This window comes from Streptomyces sp. PH10-H1 (assembly GCF_030063355.1).
Lineage (GTDB): Bacteria > Actinomycetota > Actinomycetes > Streptomycetales > Streptomycetaceae > Actinacidiphila.
On record NZ_JASISZ010000001.1, the window covers coordinates 158,439 to 179,392 of the forward strand.

The window sequence follows — 20,954 nt, forward strand, 5'->3', positions numbered from 1 at the left end:
AAAAATCCCCCGGAGAGGGACCGGTTCTACGCAGGTTCGGATACTGCCCGCCCGACCGTGGCCGGGAACGGAAGTACGGCGACTGTTACGTTGTCGTGGCCGCCGCCGTCGAGCGCCACCCCCACCAGGGTCTGCGCGCAGTGCAGCGGCCGGGAGCGGGCGTCGGCGGGTGTCACCGCCGCCAGTTCGGCCGCCGACTCGGCGTAGTTCCACAGACCGTCCGTGCATACGACCACTACACCCGTTCCCTCCGGCTGGAAGGAAGCGGTGTGCGGGTCGATTTCGACGGCGTCGGCGCCGAGCCAGCCGGTGATCGCGTGGGCGCGGTCGTCCGCGTACGCCTCGGCCTCCGACATCAGCCCCGCCGACACCATGCGGGCCGCCCAGGAGTCGTCCTCGGTGAGACGGGCGGACGGCAGTGCCCGGTCGTCCGGGACCCAGTAGGCGCGGCTGTCGCCGATCCAGCCGACGGTGAAGACCGGTCCTGCGGCGACGGCGCTCACACAGGTGCAGGCCGGCGCGTTGTGGTGCGGGCCCTGCTTGCCGCCGTCGTCCTCCTCGGCCAGCACGGCCACGGCGCGGGCCGCGGCCAGCAGGGCGTCGTGCATTGCCTGTTCGGGCGGACTGCCGTGCTCCAGCGCATCGAGCAGCGTCTCGCTGCCCACGGCGGCGGCGGCCGCCGAGGCGTCGTCCGGGCGGTACGCGGACGAGACGCCGTCGCACACCACCGCGATGACGGCCGGCGTGCCGTCCGGCAGCGAGGTGGCGGCCACGGCGAACGCGTCCTCGTTGCGGTGGTGCCGCAGACCGCGGTCGCTGACCGCGGCCACGCCTTCGAGTTCACGTTCCTGGTGGTCGCGCAGCCGCGGCTGCGCGTGCCCGCAGTGCTCGCAGTACCCGTCGGCGTCGACCCCGCCGACCCCGCACGCCACGCAGGTGCGCCCCTGCGGGGCCGGGCCGGTGAGCGGCTCCTCGCGGGGGTCGGAGATCTCGGCGCCGGGCGCGACCGGGGCGTCACCGGCGGCGGGCCGGCCCGCGCCCTGCCCGGGGCCCGCGGCCGGGTCCAGCGGCGGGGCGAGCGCGAAGGTGTCGCCGTACTCCCCGTAGCCGTGGGCGTGTTCGCGTTCGTGCTCGTGATCGTGCTCGGCGGAGGCGGCGGGACCGCTCCCGTGCGCCGTGCCGGACGCCGCGGAGCCGTTGCCCAGGGGCCCCGGGCCTGCGCCATCGGGCAGACCGGTGCCGGGCGTGCCGCCGCCGGGCAGGCCGACGTCCGCGACGGGAAGCGGAGCGGTCACGTCCGCGCCGCATACGCCGCAGAACTTGTCGCCCTCCTCCAGCGGTTCCGCGCAGCTGGGGCAGCTGATCGACTGTGCTGACTGGGCCGACTCGGGCAGTCCTTGCATTCGGTTACACCCACGTCCGGGGGCGGAAACGGTTGGCCCGCTCCACCAGTTCGATCCTTGTGCGGTCCTTCTGGGCCAGCCGGGCCAGGACCCGGTACGAGCGCTCCAGGCCGAAGCGCAGCCCGCGTTCGTCCAGGACGCTGCCCAGCAGTTGCGGGCGGGCGCCGGCGGCGGGCGGCGCGCCGCGCTCGCCCGCCAGCACCCAGTCGAGCGCGCTGCCGAGGACTTCGGTGGACAGCTGCTCGCGCCGGTCGGCGTCCAGGCCCTGCTGCTGCAGTTGCTCGACCTGGCGGCCCGCGGCCCGCAGATCGTCCAGCAGCGGTTCGTGCGGGGAGCGCTCGCGCAGCCGGGCCCGGATCGCCGCGACCCTCGCCGCCGTGAAGTGGATGGACGCCTCGGGCACCGACTCCAGGGCCTGTACGGCGCCGGCCCGGTCGCCCGCCGCGAGCCGCACCCGGGCGAGGCCGAAGGCGGCGCTGACGTAACTGTGGTCGGTCGTCCACACCAGGCGGTAGTACTCCGCCGCGTTGTCCAGCTGGCCGAGCACCTCGGCGCAGATGCCGAGGGCGAGCTTCGGCGCGGATTCGCCGGGGAAGGCGTCGTAGACCGCGTCGAAGGACAGTGCGGCCGTCTCGTGGTCGCCGGTCGCCAGTGCGGTGAGGCCGCGGTGCCAGACGACGCGCCAGTCCTCCAGGTCGTCGTCCGCCAGACCCCGCAGCACGAGCAGCGCGGACGCGCCGTCGTTGAGTTCGAGCCGGGCCCGCAGATCACGCAGCCGCTTCTCGACCGATTCGACGGGCGCGGACTGCAGCGCGGCGATCAGCTCGGCGGGCGCCGCGGACGAGAGACCGGCCAGGAAACCGGCGTTGGGGTCGCCCGGGTCCACATGCGGGACGGGCAGCGCCAGCACGGCCGCGGGCGTGTCGAGCCGGGCGACCGAGGGGAAGCCGGAACCGGTACCGGGCGCGGTGCCCGGCGGGACCGCCGGGAGCAGGGGCACCGCGCCGACGACGGTCGTGCTGTACGAGGGCGGGGCGCCGGCCGGTGCGGGCGCGCCGGGGCCGGCCGGCGGTCCCGGCCGGCCGGCGGGCTGCGACGGGATGAACGCCGGCGGAGCGCCGTTCGCGCCGTTGACCCCGCCCGCGCCCAGGGCCGGGGAGAGGGCCGCGCCCTTGCGGCGGCGGTCCGCGCCGAGCCGGGAGGAGTCGCCGGGCAGCGCGTGCACCAGCTCCGTGTCCACCACCCGGATCTCCGGGCCGAAGAGAGTGGACAGCGCGGGCCGCGGCTTGCCGGTCTCCAGCGCCACGACCTCGCGCAGCACGCCCAGCAGCTGGTCCGCCATCTCCTCGGCGGACGCGAACCGCTTGTCGGGATCCGGGTCGGTGGCCCGCACCAGCAGCCGGTAGAAGGACTCGTAGCGGGAGAAGACGTCGATGTTGTCCGGGTCGGGCAGGCTGTCCGCGAAGACGTTGGTGTAGCCCTGGAAGTCGAAGGTCAGCACGGCCAGCGTGCGTGCCACCGTGTACAGGTCGGAGGCGACGGACGGGCCCAGCTCGGCGACCTCCGGGGCCTGGTAGCCCACCGTGCCGTAGATCGCGCTGTCGACGTCGTCCATCCGGCGGACCGCGCCCATGTCGATGAGTTCCAGGCGGTCTTCCTGCTGGATGGCGTTGTCGACCTTGAAGTCGCAGTACAGCAGGTTGCGGCTGTGCAGATAGCCGAGCGCGTCCAGCGCCTCGATGGCGTACGCGATGGCCGTGGCCACCGGCAGCGGCTCGCGCTTGCCGTCGGTACCGCGCCGCTCGTTGGCGATCTCCTTGAGCGACTTGCCGCCGACGTAGGCCATCACGATGTAGCCGTCGAGGGTGCCGGTGCGCTGGTCCAGGTGCTCGACGAAGTTGTAGATGCGGACGATGTTCGGGTGCTCGATCTCGGCGAGGAACCGCCGCTCGGAGACGGCCGCGGCCAGCGCGTCCTCGTCGCCGGTGTCCAGCAGGCCCTTGAGCACCACCCAGCGGTCGGAGACCGCGCGGTCCAGCGCGAGGTAGATCCAGCCGAGCCCGCCGTGCGCCAGGCAGCCCACGACCTCGTACTGGCCGTGCACGACATCGCCGGCCCGCAGCTTCGGCGAGAAGGAGTACGGGTGCCCGCACTTGGTGCAGAAGCCCTCGGTGCGGCCGGGCTTGTCACCGCGGCTGCGGCCCACCGGCGCACCGCAGTCGCCCTTGCTGCAGTACCGCTTGCGCTCGGGGACCTGCGGGTTGTCCAGTACGCCGGCGGCCGGATCGGGGCGCGGGATGGGCGGTACGGTCACCAGTCCGGCGCCGAGCTTGCCGCGGGTGGGACCGCTGCCGGTACCGCGCGAGCTGCGCACCGACACCGAACGGCCGGTGCTGGTGCCGCTCAGGGAGCGCGACAACCGCCCGGACACCGAGCGGCGCGAGGACCGCGAGGACGATTTGGACGAACGGGAGGAACGCTCGGACGCCGCCCGGCCCGATTCGGGGCCGCCGACCGCGCCGCCCGCCGCCGACCGCGCCGAGCCGCTCGCCGCGGCGACGGGCACGGGCGCCAGCCCGCACGTGTCGCAGTACAGCTCGCCGCCGCCCATGTCCTCCAGAGCCCCGCCGCAGCCGGGCCGTTGGCACTTGCTCACGGTGTCCCCCTTTGCTCACTCGTGCGGCCGCCCGGCGACCGTCCGGCCCTCTTCAGTAGTCCCGCCGTCGGTGCTTCGGACACCGGTGCTTCAGACCTCGGTGCTTCGGACATCAGTGGTCCCGCCGATCGGCGGGCTGGGACTGCCTCGGCCCCAGTATCTCGGCCACCGCCTGCTGGTAGCGCAGTACCGTCGACTCCGCGGCCCGCAGATCGCACGGCGCGCTCCAGAGCATCCGGCGGGCCTGGTCGTACCGTTCGATCAGCAGCGGGTCCTCCGCCATGCCGTGCCGCGCCACCTTCGCACGGTAGGCGTCCAGCCGGCCGCGCAGCTCGGCGCGGACCGCGAGCGGCGCGGTCACCGCCGTCAACGAGTCCCGGGCCCGCAGCAACTCGTCGTCCGCGTGCTGCTCCAAGCCGTCCAGCAGCGGGGACAGCCGGTGCCACTGCCCGGTCCTCCGGTAGTCGTCGGCCGCCGCGAGCCGCTCGTGCAGCGCGGCCGAAGGGCCGCTGACCGCCGGGACCTCCGAGGCGGCTATCTTCGCCAGCACCTCGACGCGCGCGCTGCGCGCCTCGGTGAGCGTGCGGTCCGCGCGGGACAGCACATCCCGCAGGTGGAGCAGCCGCTGGTCGGCGTCGTCCCGCACATGCAGTACGGCGTCGATCTCGCGGCGCAGCTCCTCCAGCCGGCGGCCCGCCTGCTCGTAGCGCGCGGTGTCCGGACGGCTCGGCTTCGGCTGCTCCAGCCAGAACGCCAGTGGGTCGCACACCACTTGGGCACGCAGCGCGCCCAGGTCGGTGATGAGCCGCTCCAGGTCGTCCCCCGAGGGATGGGCGCCGGGGCGCACCCCCACCGAGTGGGCCAGCGAGCGGACCCGCTGCACATCGGCGGCGAGCAGATCGATCCGGGCGGGCAGCGCGGACCATACGGAGTCGGCGGACGAGACCATCTCCATGGCCTGGTCGTACCAGCCGTTCATCCGGTCCAGCAGCTGCTCCAGGCTGAACCGTTCGGTGAGCCGGGCGGGTCCTGTCAGGCTGCGGGAGGCGTCCGGGACCGCGCCGCCGGCCACCGACACACCGGAGCCGCGCAGCAGTTCGGTGAGCGCGGTCAGCTCGGTCTGGGTGGGCCAGCGGCGGCGGCCGCGCAGTTCACGGGCGGCGTCCAGGGTAGCGGTGTACGCCTCGAAGTGCGCCCACAGCAGGGAGATCGCCGAATCCGTCTCGGCCCAGCGCTCCTTGGTGATGCCGGTCAGCTCGGCGCCTTCGAGCAGCCTGCGGCCGGAGTGGTCCTGGAGCGCGAGCAGCGAGGACTCGATCGCCTCGTGCTCGGCGCTGAGCCGCGCCAGAGCTCGGTCGACCTCCTCCCGGCCCATCACCGGCCCGGATGGTGCCCCCTCCGCCATCAAACCTTCTTTCCCGTAACCGGCACGTCGTGTGCGGAGATCAGTCCTGGTGGACCAGGCCTGATGGATCAGTTCTTGTAGAGCGGAGCGGGCGGTCCGGTCACATCCGGCAGCTTGGCGGCCAGCCAGTGCCGGAACGACTGCATCCACGGGCTGTTGGCGCCGCCGCTGCGGTAATTCTCCAGCACCTTGTTGACCCGGGCCACCAGATCGGTGTCCGCGAGATTCATGGCGACGCCGTACGGCTCGGTCGTCACCCGTTCCCCGACCAGGTGGACCGAGGGGTCCTGCGCGGCCTGGCCGGCCGCCAGTGCGTTGTCCGTGAACACCGCGTCGACCAGGTTCAGCTGCAGCCGGACGAGGCAGTCCAGCTGGTTGGGCACCAGTACGACCTTGGCGCCCTGCGAGCTCTCCTTGAGCTTGGCCTCACCGGTGGAGCCCTTCGCCGTGCAGACCGTCCTGCCCTGGAGGGTGGTGTTGAAGCCGGTGACGGACGTGCCCTCGATGGGGACGAGGAGCTGCTGCCCGGCCTCGAAATAGGCGGTGGAGAACGCCACGTCCTTCAGCCGCGAGCAGTTGATGGTCATGGTGCGCACCACCATGTCCACCTTCCCCGCCTTGATCATCGGGATGCGCTGGTCGGTCGGCACCGTCAGGAACTGGACCTTGTCCGGGTCGCCGAGGATGTCCTTGGCTATCGCCCGCACCAGGTCGATGTCGAAGCCCACGATCGAGCCGGTGGCCGGATCGCGGAAGCCCCACAGATAGCTGTTCTGGTCCACGCCGACGATGAGCTTGCCGTGTTCCTTGATCCGCTGCACGGCCGCGCCGTCCACGGACGACGGCCGCTGGCCGCTCGCCTCCGGATGGTCGCAGTTGTCCTCCGTGGAGGCGTACTTCGCGGTGACGGCGCCCGGTGCGTACGCCCGCCCGTCCGCCGTCGTGCCGCCGTCGCGCAGCGGGAGGGCCACGGCGCTGACGACCAGCGCGCAGGCCGCCGCCATCCCGGCGACCCCGCCCCAGCCGCGCCAGCCGCCCCGCGTCCACCGCGTGTCCTCGCTCATCGTCCGCTTCCCTCCACCGGCCTGGCCGGTCACGCCGGTCACCGGTACTCCGACAGCCGGCGGCCGATGCCGAGCGCGGCACCCGCCGCGGCCAGCACGGCCAGCAGCGCGGCACCCGCAGACAGCGCGGTCAGTGCCCCCCGGCCGTCGTTCGCGGCCTTGGTGAATTCCTGCTGTTCATGGTCGACGGCCTTGCGCAGGCTGGCGTCCACCACGTCGAAGCACTGGCCGGTGGTCGCGGTGACCACCTCGCCCCGTTGGTTCTTGCCGCCGATCACCTGGGCGACGGCGTCCACGTAGTTGCCGGTGTTGTCGCTGGCGCGGGCGGTGGTGTGGCGGCCCCGCCAGGCCTGTACGCCCTTGATCGCGTCATTGACCGGGCTGCGGCCCGCCTCGTTGTCCGCGAGGGCCAGGGCCTGGGCCATCTCGCCACCCACGCCCTTCGGGTCCGTGCCGGCCAGCGTCGTCATCCCGCCCTGGAAGTTGGTCTCGTAGGTCGCGCCGGAGCCGCGGGCGACCAGCGTCAGGTTCTCGTCGCCCCGGGCCTGCAGGACGCCGATCCGGGCGTTGTTGAGCACCTGCATGGACCTCGCGCCGTGGTTGTACGAGGTGTCGAGCTGGGAGGCGGCCACGCTGTGGCCGACCACCGCCCACAGCAGCACGACCACGGAGGCCGCGCTGGCCGCCAGCATTCCCTGGTTGAACACCCGGTTGGTGCGCCGGTACGAGCGCCGCTGGGCCCACAACAGGGCGCCGAGGGCGATCACACCGAGCGTCCAGGCGGCCCACGGAAGCGCCTTGGCCGAGCCGTAGTCCTTGCCGAGCCGGGCCGTCTCGGCCTGGTACAGCTTGTCGGCGGTGTCGAGGAGGCCGCCGTTCTGACGCATCAGCTCGTTGGCGTACCGCAGGTGGGCGCCGCCGACGGGGAAGCCCTGGCGGTTGTTGTCGCCGGCCCTCGCCACCTCGTCGGTGTAGTTCTTGAGCTGCTGGTTGAGCAGCGAGATCTGCTGGAGGGTGTCCGCGGACCCCTGGGCGTTCCCCGCCGCCTCGGCGATGAGCTTCGACGCCGTCCGCAGGTCGGTGTCGTACCGCTCCGTGACCGCCTTCGGCTGCTGACCGCCCATGAGGAAGCCGCCGGACGCGGTGGTGTCCGCGTCCGCCAGTGACCGGTAGATCTCGGCGGCCTTGGCGCTCAACGGCGCGCTGTGGTTGACCACATCGCCCGCCGCCGACGCCCGGTCGGTGATCTGCCACGCCGTCACCGCGCCGAACGCCACGACCAGCACGGCCAGTACCGCACCGATGATCCGCAGCCGTCCGGGCTCGGTCGTCGCCGCGGCGCGCAGCCGGTCCGTCCCCTCGCTCCACGCCCGGCGCGGGCGTGGCGGCGGAGGCGGCGGCATGACGGGCGGCCCCGCGGGCGGCTGGGGGACACGCTGCGCGGGCGGGGCGCCATAGCCCTGCCCAGCCGGGACTCCACTCCCCGTCGGCGTTTGTGTCACAGACCCTCCCCCGGAACGACTCCCGCGCGCACGGCAGTCAAGCTCTTGGCCAGCAGTATGGCCGTAGGCAGTGACATCCACCTAGAGATTGCGTGGATCTTGTGCCAACTGCCCGCTATGCGGCCCTGTCGCGCAAACTTCTCCCGTATCCCATCACGCTCCCGGTACCGGTGCGGTTCCGGGAATCACGCTCGGGTGTAGTGCGCGCGCAGCCGGGTGTGGACCGCGGGTTCGGCGGCGAGATGGTCCAGGCCGAGCAGCGCGGCGCCCAGCACGGGGGCGGCGCTGACCACGCGGGTGACGGCCTTGGGGGCGCGGACCGCGAGGCCCTCGGAAATGGCGTCCATCAGGGCCGGATTGCCGGCCGCCAGGACGCCGCCGCCGAGTACCACGTCCGCCTCCTCGTCCAGCAGGTCGAGCCGGCCCAGGGCCACGGCCGCCAGCGCGACGATCTCGTCGGCCTGCCGGCGGACTATCCTGCGGGCCACCGGATCGCCCGCGTCCGCGGTGCTGAACAGCACCGGCGTCAGCTCGTACTTGCGGGACGGCGCGATGTGCTCCAGGTGCAGCGCCTCGATCAGGGCGTACATCGAGGTGAGTCCGTAGTGCGCGGGCAGCGTGGCCGCCAGCTCGGTCGGACCGCCGCGGCCGTCCTCGGCGCGGGCGGCGTACCACAGGGCCTCCTCCGCCAGACCCGATCCGCCTCCCCAGTCACCGGAAATCTTGCCGATTGCCGGGAAGCGGGCCGTCCGGCCATCGGGCAGCATGCCGACACAGTTGATGCCCGCGCCGCACACGACCGCGACGCCGCGCGGCTCGTCGACACCCGCGCGCAGTATGGCGAAGGTGTCGTTGGCGACCCGGGTGCTCAGGCTCCAGCCCTTTGCGTGCACGGCCAGTTCGAGCTCCTGCTCCTCCACGGGCAGGTCGGCGTTGGCCAGACAGGCCGAGGTGTGCTCGGTCAGCGGGCCCTCGCCGAAGGCCAGGCCCGCCGCGGCGGCCGCGCGCGCGACGATGCCGGCCACGACCGCGACGGCCGCACCGATTCCGACCACCGGCGGTTGGAAACCGCCGCCGCGGGCGGTGCCGAGCACCGTCCCGTCGGCGGCGACGATGGCCACGTCGGTCTTGCTGTTGCCCGCGTCGATGGCGAGGACGCCACCTGGCACGAGCGGTTCGTTCAGGCCCACGCCAGGTGCTCCCGGTTGTGCGCGATGAGACTGTCGGTGAGCACTTCGGCGTACTCGTACTGGCCGATGAGCGGGTGCGACAGCAGTGCCTTGAACACGCGGTCCCGGCCGCCGTGAACGGCGGCTTCCAGGGCCAGGTCCTCGTAGGCGGTGACGTTGGCGATCAGGCCCGCGTAGAGCGGGTTCAGCGGGGCGACGGGCAGCGGCTTGGTGCCGGTGCCGTCCACCGTCGCCGGGACCTCGATCACCGCGTCGTCCGGGAGGAACGGCAGGGTGCCGTTGTTGTACGTGTTGACGACCTGGATGTCGCCGCCCTCGGGAATATGTGCGGCGCGCAGCAGGGAGGAGGCCAGGGCGACGGCCGCCTCGGAGTAGAAGGCGCCGCCGCGCTTGGCGAGCAGCGCGGGCTTCTCGTCCAGCGCCGGGTCGCCGTACATCTCCAGCAACTGCTTCTCCATCGCGGCGACCTCGGAGGCCCGGGACGGCGAGGTCTTGAGCTCGCGGACCACCTCGTCGTGCGCGTAGTAGTAGCGCAGGTAGTACGAGGGGACGACGCCGAGCCGGTCCAGGACCGCGCGCGGCAGGTGGAGGTCCCCGGCGATGGCGTCGCCGTGCTCGGCGATGAGCTTGGGCAGCAGGTCCTCGCCGTCGGGGCCGCCGAGGCGGACCCCGCGCTCCCAGGTGAGGTGGTTGAGGCCGACGTGGTCCAGGTAGACCTCGTCGGGAGCCACATCGAGGAGCGCGGCGAACTTCCGCTGGAAGCCGATCGCCACGTTGCACAGGCCGACGGCCTTGTGGCCGGCCTGGAGCAGCGCGCGGGTCACGATGCCGACGGGGTTGGTGAAGTCGATGATCCAGGCGTCGGGCGCCGCCTTGCGGACCCGCTCGGCGATGTCGAGCACGACCGGAACGGTGCGCAGCGCCTTGGCGAGACCGCCGGCCCCGGTGGTCTCCTGGCCGACACAGCCGCACTCCAGCGGCCAGGTCTCGTCCTGGTTGCGCGCGGCCTGTCCGCCGATGCGCAGCTGGAGCAGTACGGCGTCGGCGCCGGCGACGCCGGCCTCCAGGTTCGCGGTGGTGGTGACCTTTCCGGAGTGGCCCTGCTTGGCGAAGATCCGCCGGGCGAGGCCGCCGACGAGCTCGAGGCGCTCGGCGGCCGGGTCGACCAGCACCAGCTCCTCGATCGGCAGGGTGTCGCGCAACCGCGCGAACCCGTCGATGAGTTCGGGGGTGTAGGTCGAGCCACCGCCTACTACTGCGAGCTTCATTTAGCCCTTCACTCCAGTCAGGGTCACGCCTTCGATGAAGGCCTTTTGGGCGAAGAAGAAGACCACGATCACCGGGGCCATCACCAGAACGGTGGCGGCCATGGTGAGGTTCCAGTTGGTGTGGTGCGCGCCCTTGAAGGACTCCAGGCCGTAGCTGAGAGTCCAGGCAGCCGAGTTGGAACTGGCGTAGATCTGCGGTCCGAAGTAGTCGTTCCAGCAGTAGAAGAACTGGAACAGTGCCACGGCGGCGATGGCCGGCTTGATCATCGGCACGATCACCGTGAGGAGCGTGCGCAGTTCGCTGCAGCCGTCGACCTTGGCGGCCTCCGTGTACTCCTTCGGGATCGTCAGCAGGAACTGCCGCAGCAGGAAGATGGTGAACGCGTCACCGAACGCCATCGGGATGATGAGCGGGTACAGGGTGCCGTCCATGCCCATCTGCCGGGTCCAGAACAGGTACATCGGAATGATGATCACCTGCGGCGGCAGCATCATCGTGGAGATGACCAGCACCATCATCAGATTGCGGCCGCGGAAGCGGAACTTCGCGAGCGCGTAGGCGACCGGCAGGCTGGACACGACGGTCAGCACCGTGCCGGACACCGCGTACACAAGGGTGTTGCGCCACCAGGTCAGGAAGCCCGGGGTGTCCCAGACCTCCCGGAAGTTGCTCCACTGCCAGTCGTGCGGCCACAGATCGCGGCTGAGCGCCTGGTTGTCGCTCATGACCGCGGTCAGGAAGACGAAGACGAACGGCAGCACGAAGAACAGCGCGGCGGCGATGCCGAGCGAGTGCACCGCGATCCAGTGCAGTGCTTCCTTGCGCTTGGGGGTCCGCTTGGCCTGTACCGCGGAGACCGCGGCCGGCGCGGGGGCCGGCGGGGCGAGAGTTGCGTGGGTCATGGTGAATCAGTCCTCCGCCGACAGGAAGCCGTTGCGGCGTCGCATGAGCAGCGCCGTGAACGCCATCGCCAGCACGAAGAGCACCAGCGCGATCACACAGGCGGAGCCGTAGTCGAAGCGCTGGAAGCCCAGGTTGTACACGAGCTGCGGGAGGGTCAGGGTCGACTTGTCCGGGTATCCGGGCTCGAACTGCTGGCCCGAGTTGCCGATGATGCCGGACGCGACCTTCCCCGCGACGAGCGGCTGTGTGTAGTACTGCATGGTCTGGATGACGCCCGTGACCACCGCGAACATCACGATGGGCGAGATGTTGGGCAGCGTCACGAAGCGGAACCGCGCCCACGCGCCCGCGCCGTCCAGCTCGGCCGCCTCGTACTGGTCCTTGGGCACGTCGAGCAGCGAGGCCATGAAGATGACCATGAGGTCGCCGATGCCCCACAGGGCCAGCACGGTCAGCGCCGGCTTGGACCAGGTCGGGTCGGTGAACCAGCCCGGCGTCGGAATCCCGATCGCGCCCAGGATGTGGTTGACCGGCCCGGTGCCGGGGTTCAGCAGGAAGACGAACGCCATGGTGGCGGCGACCGGCGGGGCGAGGTACGGCAGATAGAAGGCGGTGCGGAAGAATCCCGCGCCTGTCTTGATCTTGGTGATCAGCAGCCCGATGCCGAGCCCGAAGAGCACCCGCAGGGTCACCATGACGATGACCAGCCACAGGGTGTTCCGCAGCGCCGGCCAGAACATGGGGTAGTCGTTGAAGACGTACGACCAGTTCTTGAGACCGGCGTAGACCGGGGCGTTGAACCCGTCGTAGTTCATGAACGAGAAGTAGACGGTCGACAGCAGCGGGTAGACGAAGAAGACGCTGAAGCCGATGAGCCACGGCGAGATGAAGCCGAGGGTACGGAGAGCGGATTTCCTGCGCTTCGCCTTGAGGAGGGGGTGGATGGCAGTCATCACTTGGCCTGCGCGATGTCCTTGTCGACCTGCACGTCGACGGCCTGGAGGCCGGCCTGCAAGTCCGTCTTCTTACCGGATTCGAAGGCGTAGCCGAAGTCCTGGAGCGTCACCTGGTAGACACCGCCGTTGATGCTCGCCGGGGTGGTGCTGCTGTTCGGGTTCTGCGCGATGTCCAGGAAGATCTTCGGGACGCCGTTGAGCGCGGGCGACTTCTGGGCCTCGAAGGTCGAGGGGACATTGTGGATCGCGTTGGCGAAGGACACGACTGCCTCCGTGTCGGTGGTCATGAACTTGACCAGCTCCCATGCGGCGTTCTTCTTGGAGCTGGTGTTGGCGACGCCGACGATCGTGCCGGACAGGTAGCCCCGGCCGTAGGTGTCGGCCTGGCTGTCCGGGACCGGGAACGGCACCACGCCGAGGTCGGCGGCGGCCTTGGCGTCCTGGGCCATGCCGAGCCGCCACTCGCCGTCGATGCCCATCGCGACCTGGCCGGTGTGCAGCGGGTTCTTGGCGCCGAACTCGTCGCCGAAGGTGTTGCGGTACTTCTCCAGCTTGTCGAAGCCGCCGAGGGACTTCACCAGGTCCTGCTGCACGGTGAACATCTCCGCGAAGCCCTTGTCCTTGGAGATCTGGGCCTTGCCGTTGGCGTCGAAGTACTGGGCGCCCCACTGCGCGGCCAGGTGGCCGGGAGTGGACTCGTAGCCGTGGAAGTCCGGCATGAAGCCGAGCTGGGAGTACGAGTCGCCGTTGGACTTCGTCAGGTTGACCGCGTCGGCCTTGAACTCCGACATGGTCTTCGGCGGGGCCGTGATGCCGGCGGCCTTGAAGGCCGTCTTGTTGTAGTAGAGGGCGTAGACGTCGCCGAGCAGCGGCAGCGTGCAGCGCTTGCCCTGGAACTGGGTGTACTCGAGCATCGGCTTCGGGAAGACCTTCGCCGGGTCGATGCTGTCCTTCTTCAGGAACGGCGCCAGGTCGGCGAAGGCCCCCGAGGTGCAGAACTTGCCGACGTTGTCGGTGGTGAAGGACGACACGACGTCGGGGGCGGTGGCGCCGCCGGCCCGCAGTGCCTGGTTGATCTTGTCGTCGGTGATGTTGGCCTGCACCTTGACATGGATGTTCGGGTGCGCCTTCTGGAAGCGGGCGACGTTGTCGTTGATCGCCTTCAGCTCGTTCGGAGCGGTCCACCCGTGCCAGAAGGTGATGCTGACGTCCTTGGTGGCGTCATCGTTCGCCTGGGTGGTGCTCTGGCCGGTACAGGCGCTCGCGAACAGGGAAATCGCGGCCGTGGCCGCTACAGCGGCGGCCACCTTCTTGGTACGGGACACTGCGCTTCCTCCGGGGGATGTGGGAGCTGAAGGGTGTGCGAAGCCAACGGGCCGGCCATCGGGGCCTGTCCGGTCGAGTGGTGCGGGTCAGGAAAGCGGTGCGGTCAGCGCGAGGTGTCGAACACCTCGTCGCGGGTGGTGGCGAGGGCGCTCTGCAGCGCCCCGCACAGGACGGGGTGTTCCTGCACCGCACCGATCACCAGCCGGGGCCTGGGTACGGCCAGCTCGGCCAGTTCGGCCTGGATGAGGGAGCGGAGGGGCTCCCCGCCGGCGACGATCACGCTGCCGGTGAGGACGATGAGTTCGGGGTCGAGGACGGCGACCATCGAGGCGAGGCCGATGGCCAGCCCGGTGGCGATCCTGGCCAGCAGTTCCGCGTGCGGGCCGGTGTCCCCCCCGTCGGCGCGCTCCGCCGCCTCGGCGAGGAGCGTGGCGGCCAGATCCTGGAGCGGTGCGCCGGTCACGGGCGCGAGTCCGAGTTCGCGCGCCATACGCAGGACGGCGTTGCAGCCGGCCAGCTCCTGGAAGCCGCCGTTGTTGGCCTTCGCCACATGCCGTACGAGCGGCGTGCCCGGCACCGGCAGGAAACCGACCTCGCCGGCGCCGCCGGTCCAGCCGCGGTGCAGCCGGCCGCCGATGACGATGGCCGCGCCGATGCCCTCCTCGTTCCACAGCAGGACGAAGTCCTCGTGGTCGCGGGCGGCGCCGACCCGCTGCTCGGCCACCGCGGCGAGGTTCACGTCGTTGTCGTACTCCAGCGGTACGCCCAGCGCGGCGGCCAGCTCGTCGAGCAGCGTGGTGGAGTGCCAGCCGGGGAGGTGGCTCGCGTAGCGCAGCCGCCCGGTGCTCGGGTCGAAGGCGCCGGGGGTGCCGATCACGACGCGGTGCAGGTCTGAGCGGTTCAGCCCGGCGGCCTTGGTGGCGCCGTCCACTGCCTGTACGACCTGCTCGACGGTGTCTTGCGCGCGGCGGCCCGGAGTCGGCAGTTCGAATTCGCCGACGGTACGGCCGGTGATGTCCGCGACCGCGGCCCGGATCCGGATCGGGGTCACGTCCAGCCCGGCGACATGCGCCGCGGCCGGGTTCACCGAGTACAGCTGAGCGTTGGGGCCGGGGCGGCCGGCCGTGGTGCCGGTGGCCAGCACCAGTCCGGCCCCTTCCAGCCGCGCGAGCAGCTGGGAGGCCGTCGGCTTGGAGAGGCCGGTGAGTTTGCCGATGCGGGTACGCGACAGCGGTCCGTGCTCCAGGAGGAGATCGAGCGCCGCGCGGTCGTTCATGGCGCGCAGTACGCGCGGGGTTCCAGGGGTGCCAGCCATGCGCGCCATCCTCCCTCAGTTCACTGTTAGGAAACTTTCCTATTGGTGAAACGAAAGGTAGGCCCGCTTTCGGCGGAGCGTCAAGGGGTGTCGGTAACAGGTCAACCAAAGCGTTACCTCCATGAAAGCGGCCCCTGGCGCAGTGCGCCAGGGGCCGGAGGGTGCAGTTGTGGGCAGTTGTCAAGACCGCCGAAAGGAGGAGACCCCAAGGGGCGCCCGGGCTACTTGCCGCCGTCCGCCCCCTGGGAGGGCACCGGGTGCGCCGCCAGCGCCTGCGGAGAGTCCGGATTGGCCAGCGCGGAAGGCGCCGCCACCGCCGCCAACGGGTCGGCGGGCGCGCCCGTGTCGTCCACGGACGCGGTCGGCGTGCCGCCGACGATCGTGATGCCCGCCGCGTCGAAACCGCGCTTGATCCGCCAGCGCAGCTCGCGCGCGACCGCGGTGGCCTTGCCCGGCATCGTCCTGGCCTGCGCCTGGATCACCACCGAGTCCGCGCTCACCGACTCCAGGCCCAGCACCTGCACCGGCTCCCACAGCGCCTCGTCCCACGGTTCGGTCTTCGCCATGTCCTCGGCGGCTGCCTCGATCACCGCGCGTGCCCGGTCGAGGTCCTGGCTGTATCCGACCTGTACATCCACCACGGCCGTCGCCCAGCCCTGGCTCAGGTTGCCGATCCGCTTGACCTCACCGTTGCGGACGTACCAGATCTCACCGTTGTCGCCCCGCAGCTTCGTCACCCGCAGCCCGACCTCGATCACCGTGCCGCTGGCCACACCGGCGTCGATGACGTCGCCTACGCCGTACTGGTCCTCCAGGATCATGAAGACGCCGGACAGGAAATCCGTCACCAGATTCCGCGCGCCGAAGCCGATCGCGACGCCCGCGACCCCGGCGCTCGCCAGCAGCGGCGCCAGATTGATCTGCAGCACCGAGAGCACGGTCAGCGCCGCGGTGCCCAGAATCGTGAACGAGGCGATGCTGCGCAGCACCGAGCCGATCGCCTCGCTGCGCTGCTTGCGCCGCTCCGCGTTGACGACCAGCAGCCCGCCCAGCGTGGTGCCCTGCGCGGCCTCCACGCCTCGGTTCATCCGCTCGATCAGCTTGCTGATCGTGCGCCGCACCAAGGCGCGCAGCACCAGCGCGATCACGATGATCAACAGGATTCTCAGACCCGCGCCGAGCCATCCCGCCCAGTTGGCCTCAACCCAGCCGGCGGCCTCGGTCGCGGACTTCTGGGCGTCGACGAGTGTGCCGGCGGGATTGCTGGGGGACGGTGTGGGGGTGGGCACGGGGGAAACCTCCGTTGTGTGACAGACCCTCCACACTAACGGGCTAATGGATATGCCTCGTTGCCATGTTCGAGGGCCAACGGCCCGAAAGATGGGGAAGTAAAGGTGTGTGGTCGAAAACACCCTGAGTCCGTTACCTGGTCATGGTGGCGCCGCCACCCGGCTTCCGGAGAGACTGAGGGCAGATCGTCCCGGCGCGAGCCACGCGCCGCCGGCGTATAAGGAGGCACCCGTGCCGCATGTCCTGGTCCTCAACGCGTCGTACGAGCCGCTCGGCGTCGTACCGCTCCGCCGTGCGCTTGTCCTCGTGCTGAACAAGAAGGCCGTGTGCCTCGAGGAAACCGGCGCCTATCTGCACAGCGAGTCCTGCGCTCTTCCGGCGCCGAGTGTCGTCAAACTCACCAAATTCGTGCGAGTCCCCTTTCGAGGCACTGTCCCGCTGACCCGTAGGGCACTCTTCGCCCGCGACGGCGGCAAGTGCGCGTACTGCGGAGCCGCCGCAACCAGCGTCGACCACGTCATCCCGCGCAGCCGCGGCGGTCAGCACGCCTGGGAGAACGTCGTGGCGGCGTGCAGACGCTGCAACCACGTCAAAGCGGACCGCCACGTGGCGGAACTGGGGTGGCGGCTGCGCCATGCGCCGGCACCGCCGGCGGGTCTGGCGTGGCGGATCATCGGCACCGGACACAGAGACCCGCGCTGGATGCCGTACCTGCAACCATTCGGCGCGGACGACGCCCTGGCCCGGATAGACGGCATCTCTGCCTGATATCCGGGCTTTCGTGTCTGCGGCGTCGGCTGGGGTGTTGCCTGCGGCGGGTTTGTGGGGGGTGCGGGGGCCGGGCCCTCCGGGGCGGCGGGTGCCGACCTGTCCCCTCTCCAGGAGCCGCCGGACCCCGGCCCCACGAACGGGCTGGAGCCCGGCCCCGCAACGCGCGGAGTGACGGACCGTCACCCCGTAACCTGCCCGGATGGGCGAACCGCATGAGTTGACGATGCTGGAGCAGGCGGCTGCGATCCGGGGTGGGGAGCTGTCGCCCGTGGAGTTGGCGCGGCACTATCTGGAGAGGATCGCTCGGCTGAACGACACGGTCGGCGCGTACGTGACCGTGACGCCGGAGCGCGCGCTCGATGACGCGCGGCGCGCCGAGCGGCGGCTGGCGGCGGGCGGGGTGCTGCCGCCGCTGCTGGGGGTGCCGGTGCCGGTGAAGGATCTGACGCCGGTGGCGGGGGTGCGGTTCACCTCGGGGTCCGCGGTGTTCGCGGAGCGGGTCGCCGAGTCGGGGACGCATGTGGTGGAGCTGCTGCAAGCAGCCGGCACGGTGCTGCTGGGGAAGACGAACACCCCCGAGTTCGGGCTGCCGGCGTACACCGAGGGCCGCGTCGCCCCTCCGGCGAGGAGCCCGTACGACACGGGGCGGATCGCCGGCGGGTCGAGCGGCGGATCGGCCGCCGCCGTGGCCGCCGGGCTGGCGCCGGCCGCGCACGGGAGTGACGGCGGGGGGTCGATCCGCATTCCGGCGAGCTGTTGCGGAGTGGTGGGGCTGAAGCCGAGCCGGGGGCGGGTGAGCCCGGCGCCGAACGGGGATGTGACGGGGCTGGCGGTGCACGGGCCGATCGCGCGGAACGTGCGGGACGTGGCGGCGCTACTGGATGTGATGGCGGGGCCGGTGCCGGGGGACCCGGTGCCGCTGGCGGCTTCGGGGACGCCGTTCCTGGAGTGGTGCGACCGGGAGCCGCGGCGGTTGCGGATCGGGCGGTGGGCGCGGCCGGATGTGGCGGGCGTGGGGGTGGACCCGGTGGTGCTGGCGGCGTACGAGCGGACCTCGGCGCTGTTGGCGGGGTTGGGTCATGAGGTGGTCGAGGTGGAGCAGCCGCTGGGGCCGGGGGATCACGGGGCGTTCGATCCGGTGTGGGAGGTGATGGCGCTGATGGCGCCGGTTCCTGAGAGGCGGGAGGGGGAGCTGATGCCGTTGACGCGGTGGCTGCGGGAGCGGGGCCGGGCGGCGTCGGGGGAGCGGTTCGCGCTGGCGCTGGCGGCGATGCAGGGGGTGGGGCGGAAGTTCGCGGCGGCGGTGGCGTCGTTCGACGCGGTGCTGACGCCGACGCTGGCCCAGTTGCCGCCCGCGGTGGGAGCGCTGCGCGACGACGCGGATCCGGAGGCGGATTTCGCGGCGCAGTACGCGTTCACGCCGTTCACGGGTGCGTGGAACATCGCGGGGCTGCCGTCGGTGTCGCTGCCGGTGGAGTGGACGGATGACGGGCTGCCGGTCGGCATGATGCTGGGCGCGGCGCACGGCGCGGAGGGGCCGCTGCTCGCGCTGGCCGCGCAGGTGGAGGCGGCGGCGCCGTGGCGGGACCGGCGTCCGCCGGTCTGGTAGCGGTGGCCGGGCGGGTGGCGGGCGTCTGACCGGGTTTGCGGCGGGGTAAGGCTGGGGTGTCCCCCCACCCGTTGTTCTGATCTTGGAGGCCCGATGGACCGGGAGCGGCTGGCCGCGCTGCACGGCGTGGACACGACGTACCGCCCCGCGCCCGACCGGGTGGTCCGGGTGCCGGAGGAGACGGTGGTGGCCGTGCTCGCCGCGCTGGGCGTGGACGCCTCGACGCCGCAGGCGGTGCTGGACGCGCTGGCCGCGTACGAGCACCGCCGCCGGCAGCGGCTGCTGGCGCCGTGCACGGTGGTGCGGACCGGCCGTCCGCTGCCGCTGGGGCTCCCGGCGGGGACGCGAGTACGGATCGAGGCGGAGTCGGGTGAGGTGTTCGACGACGGTGCCTGGGAGCGGATTCCGCTCGGCCGGCATGTGGTGCGGGCGTCCGCGCCGGACGGCCGGACCGCACGTGCCGACCTGGTGATCGCCCCCGAGCGGCTCCCGGGGGCGCCAGGGCGCACCTTCGGCTTCATGGCGCAGCTGTACTCGACGCTGTCGGAGCGGTCCTGGGGCATGGGCGATCTGGGTGACCTCGCGGATCTGGCGGCTTGGTCGGGCCGGGCGCTGGGGGCCGGATTCCTGCAGATCAACCCGTTGCACATCGCCGTGCCGGGGCAGCCGACGGATCCTTCGCCGTACCGCCCCTCGTCCCGACGGTTCCCGGATCCAGTGTATCTGCGGGTCGAGGACGTCCCGGAGTACGCGTATCTGGAGCCGGGCGACCGGGCGCGGGCCGCGGTGCTGACCGGCCGGGCCGCGGCGCTGCGGGCGGGCGTTCTGCACAAGGACGCGCTGATCGACCGGGACGCGGTGTGGGAGCTGAAGCTGGAGGCGCTGGGGCTCGTGCGGAAGGTGCAGCTGCAGCCGGGGCGCAGGGCCGAGTACGTCGACTTCCTGGCCGAACAGGGGCAGGCGCTGGACGATCACGCCACCTGGTGCGCGCTCGCGGAGGTGCACGGGCCCGACTGGCACGCGTGGCCGGCGGGGCTGCGCGATCCGCGGTCCGCGCAGGTCGCGCGGGTCCGCAGCGAGCAGCTCGACCGGGTGGACTTCTACTGCTGGCTGACCTGGCTGACGGACGATCAGCTGCGGGCGGCGCAGTCGGCGGCCCGCTCGGCGGGGATGCCGGTGGGGATCGTGCACGATCTGGCGGTCGGGGTGCATCCGTCGGGTTCTGACGCGTGGGCGATGCAGGACGCGCTGGCGCGGGGCATGTCGGTGGGCGCGCCACCGGACGCGTTCAACTCACGCGGCCAGGACTGGGGTCTGCCGCCCTGGCGGCCGGACGCGCTGGCGGCCACCGGTTACACCCCGTACCGGGATCTGCTGGCCCGGTTGCTGCGGCATGCGGGGGCGCTGCGGATCGACCATGTGATGGGGCTGTTCCGGCTGTGGTGGGTGCCCGAGGGCCGGCCACCGACCGAGGGCGCCTATGTCCGGTACGACGCGGAGGCGATGCTCGGGGTGCTCGCCCTGGAGGCGCACCGCGCGGGCGCGGTGGTCATCGGGGAGGACCTGGGGACGGTGGAGGCGGGGGTCAGGGAGGAGTTGGCCGACCGCGGCATCCTCGGCACCTCGGTGCTGTGGTTCGAGCGGCACCACGAGGGGGACGGGACGCCGCTGGCGCCCGGGGAGTGGCGACCGGCGTGCCTGGCCACCGTCACCACCCACGATCTGCCCAGCACGGCGGCCCGGCTGACGGGTGAGCATGTCGAGCTGCGCCACCGGCTGGGACTGCTGACCCGGCCGCTGGCGCAGGAGCAGGCGGAGGACGCGGCGGAGGTCGCGGAGTGGATCACGCTGCTGGGCCGGCTGGGGCTGCTGCCGGAGGGCGCGGCGGACGAGGAGGCCGTCGTCAAGGCAGTTCACCGGTTCCTGGCGCGGACTCCGGCGGCGATGGTCGGTATCTGGCTGCCGGACGCCGTGGGGGACCGCCGTCCGCAGAACCTGCCCGGCACCTGGGACCAGTACCCGAACTGGCGGCTGCCGGTCGCCGATGCGGCGGGCCGTCCGGTGACGCTGGAGCAGCTGGCCGCCTCGCCGCGGCTGTACGCGCTGCTGGACGAGGTCAGGGCCGCGCTGCTGGCGGGCCCCGGCCAGGACATCGGCACATCGGGCCCCGGCCAGCACATGAGCACGTAAAGACATGGGCGCGTAAAGACATGGGCAAGGACCCCCATAAGGGCACCCCGGGCGTGCGGGCCCGGAGGGCGTTCACTACATTGAGGGCGTGGACAAGAAGCTCAA

The 20,954-nt window shown here is 71.7% G+C and carries 15 protein-coding genes; 3 read left to right on the plus strand and 12 right to left on the minus strand.

Annotation, left to right across the window (positions count from 1 at the left end; all coding sequences use genetic code 11):
- Positions 1 to 26 precede the first annotated feature (26 nt).
- The 12 genes from QMK24_RS00660 to QMK24_RS00715 all read right to left on the minus strand — a co-directional run bounded on the left by QMK24_RS00660 (position 27) and on the right by QMK24_RS00715 (position 16,278).
- The gene (locus QMK24_RS00660) at positions 27 to 1,403 is read right to left on the minus strand and encodes a PP2C family protein-serine/threonine phosphatase (RefSeq protein ID WP_283463020.1); all 1,377 of its coding nucleotides are present in this window, start codon (positions 1,401 to 1,403) and stop codon (positions 27 to 29) included.
- Positions 1,404 to 1,407: 4 nt separating this feature from the next.
- Positions 1,408 to 4,014, minus strand: a complete 2,607-nt coding sequence (locus QMK24_RS00665) for a serine/threonine-protein kinase (RefSeq protein WP_283463126.1) — start codon at positions 4,012 to 4,014, stop codon at positions 1,408 to 1,410.
- Between the two features lie 157 nt (positions 4,015 to 4,171).
- Positions 4,172 to 5,464 (minus strand): hypothetical protein, encoded by a 1,293-nt coding sequence (locus tag QMK24_RS00670; protein WP_283463021.1) that lies wholly within the window; start codon positions 5,462 to 5,464, stop codon positions 4,172 to 4,174.
- Between the two features lie 68 nt (positions 5,465 to 5,532).
- The gene (locus QMK24_RS00675) at positions 5,533 to 6,528 is read right to left on the minus strand and encodes a glutamate ABC transporter substrate-binding protein (RefSeq protein ID WP_283463022.1); all 996 of its coding nucleotides are present in this window, start codon (positions 6,526 to 6,528) and stop codon (positions 5,533 to 5,535) included.
- A gap of 38 nt (positions 6,529 to 6,566) precedes the next feature.
- Positions 6,567 to 7,931, minus strand: coding sequence for a GlnX family signal transduction membrane protein (locus QMK24_RS00680; protein WP_283463023.1), 1,365 nt, complete (start codon positions 7,929 to 7,931; stop codon positions 6,567 to 6,569).
- Positions 7,932 to 8,215: 284 nt separating this feature from the next.
- The gene (locus QMK24_RS00685) at positions 8,216 to 9,220 is read right to left on the minus strand and encodes an N-acetylglucosamine kinase (RefSeq protein WP_283463024.1); all 1,005 of its coding nucleotides are present in this window, start codon (positions 9,218 to 9,220) and stop codon (positions 8,216 to 8,218) included.
- Positions 9,211 to 10,488 carry a 6-phospho-beta-glucosidase gene (locus QMK24_RS00690; RefSeq protein ID WP_283463025.1) on the minus strand — a complete coding sequence of 426 codons (1,278 nt, stop codon included), beginning with the start codon at positions 10,486 to 10,488 and terminating at the stop codon, positions 9,211 to 9,213. Before QMK24_RS00690 ends, QMK24_RS00685 begins: the two co-directional genes overlap by 10 nt.
- Positions 10,489 to 11,391 (minus strand): carbohydrate ABC transporter permease, encoded by a 903-nt coding sequence (locus tag QMK24_RS00695; RefSeq protein ID WP_283463026.1) that lies wholly within the window; start codon positions 11,389 to 11,391, stop codon positions 10,489 to 10,491.
- 6 nt (positions 11,392 to 11,397) lie between these two features.
- Complete coding sequence (locus QMK24_RS00700; protein WP_283463027.1) at positions 11,398 to 12,345, minus strand: carbohydrate ABC transporter permease; 948 nt, start codon at positions 12,343 to 12,345, stop codon at positions 11,398 to 11,400.
- The gene (locus tag QMK24_RS00705; protein ID WP_283463028.1) at positions 12,345 to 13,673 is read right to left on the minus strand and encodes an extracellular solute-binding protein; all 1,329 of its coding nucleotides are present in this window, start codon (positions 13,671 to 13,673) and stop codon (positions 12,345 to 12,347) included. The genes QMK24_RS00700 and QMK24_RS00705 overlap by 1 nt, the downstream gene beginning before the upstream one ends.
- A 104-nt stretch (positions 13,674 to 13,777) precedes the next feature.
- Positions 13,778 to 14,998: an ROK family transcriptional regulator gene (locus QMK24_RS00710; RefSeq protein WP_283463029.1), complete on the minus strand. Its 1,221-nt coding sequence runs from the start codon at positions 14,996 to 14,998 to the stop codon at positions 13,778 to 13,780.
- Positions 14,999 to 15,210: 212 nt separating this feature from the next.
- Positions 15,211 to 16,278, minus strand: coding sequence for a mechanosensitive ion channel family protein (locus QMK24_RS00715; RefSeq protein ID WP_283463030.1), 1,068 nt, complete (start codon positions 16,276 to 16,278; stop codon positions 15,211 to 15,213).
- 232 nt (positions 16,279 to 16,510) lie between these two features.
- Here QMK24_RS00715 and QMK24_RS00720 point away from each other — a divergent pair, with 232 nt between their 5' ends.
- The 3 genes from QMK24_RS00720 (at position 16,511) to malQ (ending at position 20,849) form a co-directional block, all read left to right on the plus strand.
- Positions 16,511 to 17,047, plus strand: a complete 537-nt coding sequence (locus QMK24_RS00720; protein WP_283463031.1) for an HNH endonuclease — start codon at positions 16,511 to 16,513, stop codon at positions 17,045 to 17,047.
- A gap of 202 nt (positions 17,048 to 17,249) precedes the next feature.
- Positions 17,250 to 18,659 carry an amidase gene (locus QMK24_RS00725; RefSeq protein ID WP_283463032.1) on the plus strand — a complete coding sequence of 470 codons (1,410 nt, stop codon included), beginning with the start codon at positions 17,250 to 17,252 and terminating at the stop codon, positions 18,657 to 18,659.
- Between the two features lie 93 nt (positions 18,660 to 18,752).
- On the plus strand, positions 18,753 to 20,849 hold the full coding sequence (gene malQ / locus QMK24_RS00730) for a 4-alpha-glucanotransferase (protein WP_283463033.1): 2,097 nt from the start codon (positions 18,753 to 18,755) through the stop codon (positions 20,847 to 20,849).
- Positions 20,850 to 20,954: the final 105 nt, after the last annotated feature.